This is a genomic window from Lacunimicrobium album (genome assembly GCF_052161635.1).
Classification (GTDB): Bacteria; Planctomycetota; Planctomycetia; order Planctomycetales; family Planctomycetaceae; genus SXPC01.
This window is the reverse complement of sequence record NZ_CP197413.1, coordinates 1,022,221-1,035,281: the sequence shown is the minus strand read 5'-3', so window position 1 is coordinate 1,035,281 and position 13,061 is coordinate 1,022,221. Positions and strand designations below refer to the sequence as shown.

At 53.4% G+C, this 13,061-nt stretch carries 8 protein-coding genes; 6 read left to right on the top strand and 2 right to left on the bottom strand.

Annotated elements, in window-relative coordinates:
• Positions 1-61: 61 nt before the first annotated feature.
• From SH248x_RS04040 to SH248x_RS04015, 6 genes are all read left to right on the top strand, one after another.
• A complete protein-coding gene (locus SH248x_RS04040) occupies positions 62-1,651 on the top strand; it encodes a S10 family peptidase (protein WP_459557234.1) in 1,590 nt (529 codons plus the stop codon).
• 593 nt (positions 1,652-2,244) lie between these two features.
• Positions 2,245-5,151 carry a 2-oxoglutarate dehydrogenase family protein gene (locus SH248x_RS04035; protein ID WP_459557233.1) on the top strand — a complete coding sequence of 969 codons (2,907 nt, stop codon included), beginning with the start codon at positions 2,245-2,247 and terminating at the stop codon, positions 5,149-5,151.
• 120 nt (positions 5,152-5,271) lie between these two features.
• Complete coding sequence (odhB, locus tag SH248x_RS04030; protein WP_459557232.1) at positions 5,272-6,498, top strand: 2-oxoglutarate dehydrogenase complex dihydrolipoyllysine-residue succinyltransferase; 1,227 nt, start codon at positions 5,272-5,274, stop codon at positions 6,496-6,498.
• Positions 6,499-6,928: 430 nt separating this feature from the next.
• Positions 6,929-8,314 (top strand): NAD(P)/FAD-dependent oxidoreductase, encoded by a 1,386-nt coding sequence (lpdA, locus tag SH248x_RS04025; protein ID WP_459557231.1) that lies wholly within the window; start codon positions 6,929-6,931, stop codon positions 8,312-8,314.
• 358 nt (positions 8,315-8,672) lie between these two features.
• Positions 8,673-9,959 carry an HD-GYP domain-containing protein gene (locus tag SH248x_RS04020; protein ID WP_459557230.1) on the top strand — a complete coding sequence of 429 codons (1,287 nt, stop codon included), beginning with the start codon at positions 8,673-8,675 and terminating at the stop codon, positions 9,957-9,959.
• 284 nt (positions 9,960-10,243) lie between these two features.
• Positions 10,244-11,521, top strand: a complete 1,278-nt coding sequence (locus SH248x_RS04015) for a hypothetical protein (protein WP_459557229.1) — start codon at positions 10,244-10,246, stop codon at positions 11,519-11,521.
• A 10-nt stretch (positions 11,522-11,531) separates the two neighbouring features.
• Here SH248x_RS04015 and SH248x_RS04010 read toward each other — a convergent pair whose 3' ends face one another.
• Together SH248x_RS04010 and SH248x_RS04005 are read right to left on the bottom strand one after the other, a co-directional pair.
• Entirely contained in the window at positions 11,532-11,918 is a 387-nt protein-coding gene (locus tag SH248x_RS04010; RefSeq protein WP_459557228.1) for a peptidase associated/transthyretin-like domain-containing protein, read from the bottom strand.
• Between the two features lie 108 nt (positions 11,919-12,026).
• Positions 12,027-13,055 (bottom strand): DUF1559 family PulG-like putative transporter, encoded by a 1,029-nt coding sequence (locus SH248x_RS04005; RefSeq protein WP_459557227.1) that lies wholly within the window; start codon positions 13,053-13,055, stop codon positions 12,027-12,029.
• Positions 13,056-13,061: the final 6 nt, after the last annotated feature.

The following is a 13,061-nucleotide window of genomic DNA, read 5'->3' as shown; positions in this document are numbered from 1 at the left end:
TGAAGTCGCAACGCGCTCAAATACTTCTTTGATTTCCTTCCCTGATTAGAGACCCAACCGCATGACGCTCCGCCTGCCTAAATTGCCCAGCCTTGTTCTCCGCTGTTCTCTTGCCCTTACGCTCGTCTCACTGGGGGTTTGCTCCCTGCCATCTGTCTACGCCCAGGACGAATCCAAAGCTGAGAAGAAAGAGGATGAGAAGAAGTCAGATCAGCCCGCTGTCGAGATGGGCAAAATCGAAACCGACAAGGATTCCACAGAACCCAAACAGCAAGGCAACACGTTCGACAGCGAGATCTCGCTTGCTGGCCACAAGATTCCCTTTGCTGCTGCTGTCAAATCGATCGTTGTGACGACCGATGATGGCAAGTCGAAAGCCACCATCTACTACACAGAGTATTTGAAGAAGGACGTCGCTGAAACCAGCAAGCGTCCGATTACCTTCTGCTTCAATGGTGGCCCTGGCTCGTCTTCGATCTGGTTGCACATTGGCGGGTTGTCTCCGAAGAAGATTAACTTCCAGCCGAACGAACTCATGCCAGAGACCTATTCTCTGGATGATAATCCAGACAGTCTTTTTGATCTGACAGACCTCGTTTTCATCGACCCAGTTCTTACTGGCTATAGCCGACCTGAGAAAGATGATGAAAAAGCCAAGTTCCTTGGCCTCGAGAACGACATTCAATCTGTCGGCGAATTCATTCGTCTTTACCTGACCAAGAGTGGCCGCTGGAATTCTCCGATGTACATTCTCGGCGAAAGCTATGGCGGTATCCGTGGCCCAGGTCTGGCTCATTATCTGTATGACCGACACTACATCGCGACCACGGGACTGATTCTTGTTTCTCCTGTTGTGGATTACCAGACGCTGTCTGCTTCAACGAGCAACGATCTGCCTTATGTCCTGTTTCTCCCAAGTTTCGCTGCGACCGCCTGGCATCACCACAAGACCGATCCAGACCTCGGCAGCGATCTGCCTACCTTTGTCAAAGAAGTCGAGAAGTTTGCGCTGGGCAAATACTCGACAGCACTTCACAAAGGCGATTCACTTTCCAACAAACAGAAAGAGGCGATCGCGGAAACCATGTCCGGCATGATTGGTCTCTCGAAGGATTACATCCTCCGAGCCAATCTAAAAATCAGCATGTCACGGTTTGGCAAAGAGCTTCTCCGCGAGAAGGGTGAAGTTATCGGTCGTTATGACGGCCGGTTCAAGGCCCCGAGTTGGGATGGCAATAATGCGAATGCGGAGTTCGATCCGAGTGGTGCGCTTGTTGGTCCAGGATTCGCCGCTTCGCTGCGACAGTATTTCCATGACAGCTTTAAGCTTCGCAACGAAGACAGCTACGAGATTCTTTCGGGCAAAGTTCGTCCGTGGCCGTACAACTCTGAGAACCGCTATGTCGAATTGTCTCCACGCCTGCGTCAGACGATCTACGAAGTACCGAACATGAAGGTCTTCATCGCCTGCGGTTACATGGACCTTGCGACTCCTTACATGGGAGTGCATCACACCATCAACCACCTCGGGCTGCCGAAGGCTTATGAGAAGCGCATCACTTACGGCCACTACCCGGCTGGCCACATGATGTATATCGAGAAGCAATCTCAGAGCGACCTGAAGAAGGATCTGTCTTCGTTCTATAAGTAACAGAGACGTCCCGGATGTGGAGACGATGTCTGCTGACTGACATTTCCCGCACGTGGGTTGACGAATCTTTCCTGACGCGACTGTGTGACGTGAGTCCACAGTCGCGTTTTCTGTTTCGCGTGGAACTTTTCTCGCTCAAATCCAGGCAACGTTTTCCAAAGCCTTCTGCTTGCGGTCATGCATGATGATTGACAGGACACTCGGTTTCCTCGGCTGGTCAGGCCAGTTTGTTTTGATTCACTACTGACAGACTGCGTTCGTTTCAGTTTTGCTAATGTCCCATGTCGGCGATCCGGCATTCTTCCCAGGCAGTGAGAAGGGATTCATGAAAAATTGGCCGTTTTGCCGAGAATAGACCCGGACAATCTTCCGTCACTTTGAAGAGCAGGGATATAATTATCGGAACCGTAGACGGTCGGGCCAGAGAGCGCTCGGCTTGTGGTCAGCAGGTAGTCTGACCTTGTAACACTGCATTGAATGGAATCACCTCTCCCTCCTGACGGAATAACGTCCTCTTGATGGACCTGTGCAGATCCATTGGGTGCACCCACCACGCATCTCCCCCCGACTAGTTCGAGCAAAGAACCACGACAATGTCGACAGTAAGTCGCAACGTGCTCAGTCACGAAGCACGCCAGCCGTCCCGATCCAGCGAAAACGACGACCTCTCCGAGAGTGCCCAGGGCTTGTCCCGCCCGAGCAACGACGAAGTTCATCTTGAGGACAATACTCAATCGCTTGCTTACCTGGACCATCTCTACCAGGAATACCTGAAATCCCCATCTTCGCTGCCGGATGAATGGAGAGAGTATTTCAGGGGTCTCGATCAGGGTGAAACTGATCTGACTGCTCAATACGCTCAGCCCTTCCCGCGAAGGAGCATTTTCAACCCGCCGAGCGCGAAAATGGTCGCTCAGAACAAGCGGATGGAAGTCGCGGGTCTGCAGGAGCGGCTCGATCAGCTGATCCGTAACTTCCGCGTGCGTGGTCACATTCTTGCTGAAGTCGATCCACTGGGTAAGAAGCGACAAAGTCCGCCGGAACTCAAGCCTGAGTTCTATGGCTTTACTGAGAAAGACTTTGATCGCGAGTTCTCGACGACGTGGTTCGGGGGGCCGGACCGACGTACGCTGCGCGAGATGATTCACTGGCTGAAGACGACGTACTGCCGTTCGATCGGCGCCCAGTTCATGCACATTGACTCTCTGACGGTCCGTAACTGGCTGCAGGAGCGGATGGAGTCGACGGGGAATCGCCTCAAACTGAACCGCGATGAGCAGATCCGCATTCTCAAGCGTCTGTCTGATGCGATGATCTTCGAGAACTTTGTCCAGACGAAGTTCGTCGGCCAGAAGAGCTTCTCGCTTGAAGGAGCGGAAGGTCTGATTCCTCTGCTCGATATGTGTATCGAGAAGGCTTCTGCGGATGGCGTTCAGGAAATCGTGTTTGGAATGGCTCACCGTGGTCGTCTGAACGTCCTGGCGAACATTCTTTCGAAGTCGCCTCGTTATATCTTCCGCGAGTTCTTCGATGCAGATCCTGAGTTGTATCACGGTCGTGGGGACGTCAAATATCACCTTGGTTACAGCCATAACTGGACGACGGCTGCTGGTAAGAAAGTTCACCTTTCTCTCTGCTTTAATCCGTCGCACCTCGAGTTCATCAATACGGTAGCTTTGGGGCGGATGCGATCGAAGATGGATCGCGTCCATGATCACAACCACACCAAAGGCTTGACCGTCCTCATCCACGGCGATGCGGCTTTTGCGGGGGAAGGGATCGTCCAGGAGACGTTGAACCTGAGTGAACTGCCGGGTTATCAGACGGGCGGAACGATTCACGTCATCATCAACAACCAGATCGGCTTTACGACATCGGAGAACGAAGCTCGTTCGACGACGTATGCGACCGATGTCGCCAAGATGCTGCAGATACCGATTTTCCACGTTAACGGAGAAGATCCGGAAGCTGTGACGCACGTGGTTCGTCTTGCTCTCGACTTCCGCAAGCAATTTAAACGCGATGTCGTCATTGATATGTACTGCTTCCGTAAGCATGGACACAACGAAAGCGATGAGCCAGAGTTCACGCAGCCGTTGATGTATCGCGCGATCAAGCAGCGGGCCTCGATCTACGAGGAGTATCTCAAGCAGCTCAAGGGGATGCGCGGGATCACGCCGGAAGAGGTCGAAGAAATTATCCAGCAGCGTCGCAGCAAGCTGGAAGTCGAACTCGAAGCTGCCAAGGATCCGAACTTCAAGCGTCATTCGGAAGCTCCTGGACTGTGGGAAGGGTACACCGGCGGCGATTATGTTGACGCCGATGAACCTGATACAACACTTTCCGCTGACCGCCTGACCGACGTTCTCGTCAAGCAGACTCAGTTTCCGCAGGGCTTCACGCTGCATCCGAAGCTGGAACGCCTGATGGACCTGCGTCGCGAGATGGCTCGGGGCGAGAAGCCGATGGACTGGGGTGCTGCGGAGGCAACGGCCTTCGGTACCCTGCTCTTTGAAGGCCATCCTCTGCGGATGACGGGGCAGGATGTCGGACGCGGTACGTTCAGTCACCGCCATGCAATGGTCTATGACTATAAGACTGGTGAGCGATACATCTCACTGAAGAATGTTGTCCGTCATGATGCGTTTCTCGAAATGTATAACAGCCCGCTGTCGGAAGCTGGAGTACTCGGGTTCGAATATGGTTACAGCCTAGATTACCCGGAAGCGCTGACGATCTGGGAAGCTCAGTTCGGGGACTTCGTCAATACGGCTCAGGTCATCATCGATCAGTTCATCGTCTCGGCTGAAGAGAAGTGGAAACGACTCAGCGGACTGGTCATGCTGCTGCCTCACGGCTTTGAAGGTCAGGGGCCGGAGCACTCCAGTGCCCGCATGGAACGCTTCCTTCTTCAAGCAGCCGAAGACAACATTCAGGTCATCTACCCATCGACACCGGCTCAGTACTATCACATGCTGCGTCGTCAGGTTCTCCGTAAGTGGAAGAAGCCTCTGATTGTCATGACGCCGAAGTCTCTGCTGCGTCACAAAGATGTTGTTTCGCCGTTGGAAGATCTGGCGAACGGTCACTTCCAGACGGTCATACCAGATAAGTCGATCAAAGATCCCAAGCAGGTCAAGAAAGTCCTACTCTGCACCGGAAAGATCTACTACGAGCTGCTGACACGTCGTGAGAAGCTGGAAGAGAAGAAGGTGCCGATCATCCGCGTCGAGCAGCTTTACCCTCTCCCGGAGAAAGCACTCAAGGCAGCCCTCGAACCGTATGCGGATGGCACTGAAGTCTACTGGGTTCAGGAAGAGCCAGAGAACATGGGCGCTTCACGTTTCATGAAGTGCCACCTCGGATTCAAGATTTTCGACCGCTTCCCGTTCAAACACATCTGCCGACATGCCTCGGCGAGCCCGGCGACCGGTTCTTACAAGAGCCACGCTATTGAGCAGGAAGAGATTCTGACGAAGGCCTTGGGACCTGCCAATTGATACAGTCGGGTGGGCCTCGGTTACCGGGGTCCCTCTCTTTATATCGCATTTGATCCCGAGTATTCGCGCCATCTCGGGGTTCACTCTCACTCAATCGCATCGCAACAAGGATCGGCCTCGATGGCAATCGAAATTAAAGTTCCACCAGTCGGAGAATCCATTTCGGAAGTCCGCATCGGTGAATGGTATATCGCAGAAGGTGACAGTGTTCCTATTGATAAGGAACTCGTCGGACTGGAAACCGACAAGGCGACCTTTGATGTTCCTGCTCCGGTCGCGGGCAAGATCACTCAGATCGTCATGAAGGCTGGTGAAACGGCTCAGATTGGCGACGTCATTGCCTACATCGAAGCGGGTGCCGTTTCTGCGGCTCCTGCGAAGTCCGAGCCGTCTGCTCCTGCCAGCAAGTCAGCTGCTCCTGCGGAGAAGCCAGCGCCCGCTGCTTCTTCTGCAGGTACGCAAGCTGCTGTGATGCCGGCTGCGTCTCGCGTTCTCGCTGAGAAGGGGATTCCTGCGACGTCGGTTCAAGGAACTGGTCGAGATGGTCGTGTGCTGAAGGAAGACGCGATCGCTGCGAAAGCTCCTTCTACGGCGCTCGCTGCTCCGAGGTCGAATGGCGATGAAGTTTCTATCGAAGCCGATGGGACACGGACTCAGCGTGCTGTTCCGATGACGCCGATCCGCAAGAAGATCGCTCAGCGTCTGGTCATGGCCAAGCAGAACGCGGCATTGCTGACGACGTTCAACGAGATCGATATGTCCGCCATCAAGGACATCCGCAACCGTTACAAAGATGCGTTTCAACAACGCTACGGTATCAAGCTGGGCTTCATGTCCTTCTTTACGAAGGCTGTTGTGGAAGCCCTGATGGAGATTCCACAAGTCGGTGCCCAGGTCCAGGGTGATAACCTCGTTTATTACAACTACTACGACATCGGGATCGCCGTCGGTGGCGGCAAGGGACTGGTCGTACCGATCATCCGTAACTCAGAGCGACTCTCGTTTGCTGAGATCGAGCTGCAGATCACCGACTTCGGCAAGCGTGCCCAGGCCAACAAAATTGGCCTCGACGAGATGGAAGGTGGCTGCTTCACCATCTCCAACGGGGGTGTCTACGGCTCGCTGCTTTCGACGCCCATCGTCAACCCGCCGCAGTCGGGAGTTTTGGGTCTGCACAATATTGTTGATCGACCTGTTGTCGTCGATGGTCAGATCGTCATCCGTCCGATGATGTACATCGCGATGACCTATGACCACCGAGTCGTCGATGGTCGCGAGGCGGTGACGTTCCTCAAACGCATCAAGGACACGATCGAAGATCCGACTCGTCTGATCCTAGAGATCTGATTGATTCTATCCATCTAAGTGTGATCCTGATGCCTTCACTTCATGGTGAGCTTCACATTTCCTCCGCGTGCAATTTGCACGCGGGGACGTGGACTCTCGACAAAGATTCGTTGATTTTTGAGATCGACGGAGAAATCTATCGGATCACATCGGATGGAGATCTGTCTCGAAGCCTAGCAGGCTTTCTGAAGTCGTACCGGAAGTTGAAGAAAGACACTACACTTCAACTACACTGCTGCCTGCATTGTCGCGACTTTTTAATGTCATCAATGGCTCGCGACATGGGAGGTGGGCAGCGAGGTAGCTGCATGCGACACAACAATGGTGTTGAAATCTGCTTTTTCTGCTCTGATTTCACACCAATGACACAACTGACTCAATAACTGAAATTTGTGGCGGCTATTCCGTCAATCTGGAGAAGATTTACATCATGTCTCAATACGATCTCCTCATCATCGGTGCTGGTCCTGGCGGTTATGTCGCTGCTATTCGTGCTGCTCAGCTTGGGCTGAAGGTGGCTTGCGTGGAGAAGGAAAAGGCTCTGGGCGGGACTTGCCTGCGAGTCGGTTGTATTCCTTCCAAGGCGTTGCTCGATTCGACCGAGCTGTATGAAAAAGCGACTGGCTCGATGAAAGACCGCGGGATCATCGCTAAGTCGGTCGAGCTCGATCTTTCCAAGATGCTCAGCCACAAAGACCGCGTCGTCACCGGTCTCACGATGGGCGTTGAGAGTCTGTTCAAGAAGAACAAGGTGACGCGACTGATCGGTGCCGCCCATTTCACGAATCCGAACACCGTCGTCGTTGAACACGATGGCAAAAGCGAAGAAGTGACTGCCAAGAATTTCTTGATTGCGACGGGGTCTGTCCCGTCGTCGCTGCCGGGGATTGAGCCGGATGGTGTGAATGTTGTCACTAGTACCGAAGCGTTGGCCTTCACTGAAGTGCCGAAGAAACTCGTTGTCATCGGAGCGGGTTACATCGGTCTGGAAATGAGTACGGTCTGGCGTCGACTTGGATCGGAAGTCGTCGTGCTCGAGTTCCTCGATCGTATTCTGCCCGGGATGGATACGGAGATTGCGACCGAAGCCAAGAAGCTGTTTGAAAAACAGGGCCTTGTCTTCAATCTTGGCTGCAAAGTCACCGGCACCAAAATGGCTGGAAAGCAAGTCGAAGTGATGATCGAAGGCAAGGACAGCATCAAGGCGGACAAGGTCCTGATGTCTGTTGGTCGTAAGCCTGCCACGGATCAGCTTGGCCTTGATGCGGCTGGCGTGACGCTCGGCCAGCGGAACTTCATCACGGTGAACGCGCATTATCAAACCAACGTCCCCAACATCTATGCCATCGGTGACGTCATTGGCGGTGCGATGCTGGCCCATAAGGCTGAGGAAGAAGGCATTGCCTGCGTCGAGCATATCGTCACAGGTTATGGCCACGTCAATTACAATGCGATTCCCGCCGTCGTTTATACCAGTCCGGAAATTGCGACTGTCGGCAAGACTGAAGATCAGCTGAAAACTGAGGGCGTGCCCTACAAGACCGGTTACTTTCCGTTCATGGCCAACGGCCGCGCGAAAGCCATGGGGACGACGGAAGGGAAAATCAAGTTCCTGGCCCATGCTGAAACGGATCGAGTCCTCGGCGTCCATATCATTGGGCCACACGCTGGTGACCTGATTGCGGAAGTCGTTCTGGCGATCGAGTTCTCGGCCAGCAGTGAAGATATTGCCCGTACCTGCCATGCTCACCCGACGCTGGCAGAGGCTTTGAAGGAAGCCGCGATGGCTGTTGAGAAACGAGCCATTCACTTCTAATTTGGACTTGTCAGCGAAGTCGATTGTGGATAGCGAATTCAGTGAGCCACAGCACTTGTGTAGCAGGTGCTGTGGCTTTGCTGTTTCAGCCGCTCAGCTTTTCTGCTTCGACAACAGAATGACCCACACGCCCTAGTTTTCCCAAGCTGTTGTTTCTGATCCTGTTCTGTGATCAACCACTGTACGCAATCTCCGCATTCTTAAGGTGTTAGGTTGCCTGAGTGTCGCGAACTGAGGTGTATCCCGCGATCTTACTCAATCTCCGTCAGCGAAAAACCCGACAAATTGTAATGAGTTGTCACATGTGTCTGATCAACAGAAGTGAGGACGGATCGAGAAGCAGGAACTACACGACACCATGGCTGAGCTCGCAATAATTCCCATCACAAATCTCAAGCCGGGCATTGCGCTTTCGGTGCCGATCTATGATGGGAATCAAAACAGTCTCCTGTTGCTCAACCAGGGGATTCGCATCACGCAGGCATTCATTGATCGCTTGAAGTCACGCGGTATTTCACACGTCGCGATCGACAGCTCTAAGATTCATGCTTTCAATGTCGAGGCCGGCTCGACAAAATCGACGCTTGCCAGCAAATCGAGTCCGCGTCTGGATGCGGTCGTCAGCGAGCTTCACAAACATCGCCCACATCTGGAACGACTCGTACGACATGAGTATGCCGACTACGATCAGGCACAGCTCGACCAGGTCCGCCAGATGCGTGCCAAGCATTCCAAAGAGCTGAACTCTGTTTATGAGATCTCCAGGAAAGCCGAGACGATCCTCGAACAGCCCATTCGCTCGATTGCAGAAGAGTCGATGGAGCATCTGTTGGCGGACATCGATATGTTCGTCCGCCTTGCTCTCGAAGTCACCAGCGACGAAGCGATGGTCGATCACAGCCTGCGTGTCTCTCAACTGGCGATGTCAGTGGCGACACTGATGGGACTGAAATTCGATGACGTTGCCAACCTCGGCATTGGCTGTCTCGTCTCGCGTTTGCGATTGAGTGATGAATCTCACATTCATCTGCATCGCGATGAAGTCCTTACCAACGGCGGTCTGCTCAACTTCAAAAAAGAGCTCCGCGAGAACATGTACTTCCTTGCTCCGCAGAAGAACCTGCACATCGTTGCCAGGCAGGTGGCGACTCAGATCTTTGAACACTGGGATGGCTCGGGGCATCCACACGGTCGCACGGGCGTCCAAATCTCCAATCTCGCCCGTATTGCGATGGTGGTCGACTGCTACATCACCCTCAACTCGCCACGCTTTCTTGAGAAGTCCGGTCAGACTCCTTATCAGGTGGTCGAACAGATTTTGACGATGACCCGTGCCGGCAAGTTTGATCCGCAGATTATTCCTGCCCTGCTCAACACGGTCTGCCTTTATCCACTCGGCTCCTTCGTCGAACTCAATAATCAGACGTATGGCCAGGTCATTCGTGTCACCCCTGGCAACTATGATCGACCGGTGGTCAAGACGCTGTGTCGCGTTGATGGAGGGCGCGCGGAAGACCCTCAATATAACCTGCTGACGCAGTCTCATATCAAGGTCGTCAAAGCCCTCAACAAAGCCGAGGCTCAGAAGGTGACAGCGACTTACGCGGAAAACATTCTCTCGCTGGATCGTCCGCCGCAGGATTGAGTCAGTGCGTGGAATATCAAATGAATAGACCATCCGTTTTTTAGAGCGGGTGGTCTATTTTCGTTTCAGCGATTACGGATTGAAGTTGAATCTTCAATGTGCGTGTGTCGTCGTCGAGCATGTTCAAATCGAGAATCGTTCAGTGGATGAATTCCAAACGGTGAAAGTGAGCTGGTGATGAACATAGAGTTGAGGATATGCTGCGTTAATCGATTTTCGATCCGTGCGACTTTGTGAAGAGCGATCGATCCCATTTGCATTCAAGTGACACGTTGAGGCTTTTCGTGAGATTCCTGCTGAACAATCTCGTTACGTTTACAGCGACAGTTTTGCTGGTTCTGGGCATTTTTGAACAAGTAATACTTGCTTGCCCGCCTTGTGGATACATGCCCGTTCAAACATTTCGCGATCAGATGGAACAAGAGGACGTGACGGTCATCGTCAGGCTTGATTCTTTACGAGCACCGAGTGGTGACGACGGTGATTTTGGAAGTTCGACATTCACCATCATCAAGGTTCAATACACTTCGACGAAGTCGACCCTCAAGTCTGGCGACGTGATTCAGACGGATCGTTTTGAAGCGGGGAAAATCGGCGATTCATTTTTGATGATGGGCATTTGCCTGCACAATTCTGATGTGAATAAGAAATTGGATGAAGGTCTTGACGCTTCAAGAAAGATCGAAACATCGCGAATCCAGGCGAGTGACTTCCTGTGGAATACGCCGCTACCGGCGCCCATTGAGCTGGTGAGCTACCTTGACGGCATTTCGCCATCTGCGGAGCGTATTGATCATCTCAAATACTGTCAGGCGCATCTCGAATCGCCGAATCCTCATGTCGCTGACGATGCGTTCTCCGAAATTTCGAGGCTCTCCTATCCGGAGCTAGTCGAATTCGCACCACACATGAATTCAGAAATACTTCGAGACCACATCAACGATAAGAACACAAATATTACTCGCATTGGTCACTACGGCGTGATGCTGGGCCTGTGCGGTAATGCGTCCGATGCCACAATGCTGGAAGAACGGATTCGCCTGAACGGGGAAATCTTTCGCATCGGCATCGATGGTCTCATGAAAGGTTATCTTCTACTGGCCAGAGAGAATGGGATACAGATTCTTATCGAAACGAAGATCAGGCCGCTTTCCGATCCGAACTCGGGTGTTCCATTCAGCGAAGGCTATGCTGCCATACAGGCTCTCCGCTTTGCTGCCGATGAGATGGGTGAAGAACAGATTGGTCAAGCAAAAGTGAACGAGGCAATGCGGCTGGTTCTCGATTGCCCTGAGCTTGCGGATTTCGTCATTCCTGATCTGGCACGATGGGAGGACTGGAGTATCGCGGACCGCCTTGTGGAGATGTTTCATGATGTACGTTTCCATCAGCATGGAAATCAGAAGGCGATTGTGATTTATTTTATGACACTTCTGGACGCAGATATGTCAAAGCCGTCGCATCCAGATGACGCGACGATTGAAAAGGCGAACACGTTTATTGAAGAGGTTCAGACGAGCAATCCGGGACTGTTGCGACATGCTCGGAATCTCTATCGATGAAGAATGCTTTCTACTTCGAAGTCAGTTCAATGTTGTGCGTATTCTGACCGGGCTTGATTGTGAAGGTGAGTTCGGATTGTTCGTTGTAGCGGGCGGGGATGGATTGGGTCTGGCTGCCGTCGGCTTTTGGTGAAATGTACTTGCTGATGCGGACGAGATTTTCTCCGACTTCGCCGCCGTAGGCTTTCATGCTGTAGATGAGGGTGTAGTTTCCCTTGTCGTCTGTCTGGGCCATGGCGGTGCGTCCGCCTTTTGTGGGCATGAAGCTGAGTTCGGCGTCGACGAGAGGTTTGCCGTCGAGTGTGACATTGCCAGTGACCTGGCCAAGTTTGGGGCCGGAGTTCGAGCAGCCGGTGAGGAGGAGTGCAGTGATGAAAAGGAGGGATATGCGTTGCATCGTAGCGAGTCCGGGAAAGAGAGGATGGGGATTTGTCGTATTCCACACGGGGTGGCAGCAGGGAGCGCAAGGGACAGGGGGTTTACACCCCCCGCTCGCCTTTAGGGATTAGAATTCGCCGAGGACTTGGCCATCGTTGCGGTTGGTTAAGAACTCGAGAGTTGAGTTCGGTGTCGCGTCGGCGTTGAGATGGATGTTCTCGCTGACAAAGCGGACGGAGCCATCACCAAGGACGAACTGGACGCCGCCATCGTGAAGGCTGCTGAAGCCTTGCGCACAGCCTGAGACGGCGCAGTTGAGGACTCGGCCGCCGACTGCGGCGACGTGTCCGAAGGCGCGGGCGGGAGAGTTTTCGTCGTTGCCATGACCACCCCAGACGTTACCGCCGTGCGGCGTGTATTTGACTGGGCCGGTCAGTTCGTAGATACGTTCGCCGAACATGGCGGTGTTGCTGAGGCCGTCCATGATGTCTGTGAATCGTAAGATTGGTCGCCTCGTCATATTTGTTCCCCAGATGCCGTCTCGGGTGTGGTTAAAAAAGCCGTTTGGATTGTTGCGGGTGAGAGTCGTTGTTGAACCCCAGTTGGCTGCGTAGCTTGAACATGCGGTGGGAATGGCGTTGGGATCCGTTGCACTGTTGCAATCAATACCAGTGCACTGGCCCATGGGGAGTCGTTTGATTTCGTTCGTTGGAGGTGCCGTATCTGACGGGCAGCGGAAGACAGGAATGGGTGTCTGAGCGATGGCGCGAGTGGTGGCGTTGGCGAGATTGGTGCTCAAGCGAACGTTGCCAACTTGCATGGCGTCGTAGGCTGCTGATTGTTCGACATAAGGGAGGATCATTGCCCCCCAACCATAGCGGCAGTCTTTGCCGTCGGCTTCGTTGTCACTGCCGGAACCTGCGTATGGTGCGTCGCCTGCGAAATAGGCGGACGGAATACAGTTATAGACGTCGTGATAGTTATGAACGGCAAGGCCGAGTTGTTTGAGGTTGTTTTTGCAGGTGCTGCGTCGGGCCGCTTCGCGGGCCTGCTGGACGGCTGGGAGGAGGATGGCGACTAGCGTCGCGATAATCGCGATGACCACGAGCAACTCAATGAGAGTAAAGCCCTGGCGAGAGTGTGGACGGGTTTGCATGACGTT

Bases quoted from the DNA above. Each gene is read 5' to 3' on its own strand.
- SH248x_RS04035 (WP_459557233.1), top strand. From the start codon at position 2,245: ATGTCGACAGTAAGTCGCAACGTGCTCAGTCACGAAGCACGCCAGCCG.
- SH248x_RS04005 (WP_459557227.1), bottom strand. From the start codon at position 13,055: ATGCAAACCCGTCCACACTCTCGCCAGGGCTTTACTCTCATTGAGTTG.
- lpdA (WP_459557231.1), top strand. From the start codon at position 6,929: ATGTCTCAATACGATCTCCTCATCATCGGTGCTGGTCCTGGCGGTTAT.
- odhB (WP_459557232.1), top strand. From the start codon at position 5,272: ATGGCAATCGAAATTAAAGTTCCACCAGTCGGAGAATCCATTTCGGAA.
- SH248x_RS04040 (WP_459557234.1), top strand. From the start codon at position 62: ATGACGCTCCGCCTGCCTAAATTGCCCAGCCTTGTTCTCCGCTGTTCT.
- SH248x_RS04010 (WP_459557228.1), bottom strand. From the start codon at position 11,918: ATGCAACGCATATCCCTCCTTTTCATCACTGCACTCCTCCTCACCGGC.
- SH248x_RS04020 (WP_459557230.1), top strand. From the start codon at position 8,673: ATGGCTGAGCTCGCAATAATTCCCATCACAAATCTCAAGCCGGGCATT.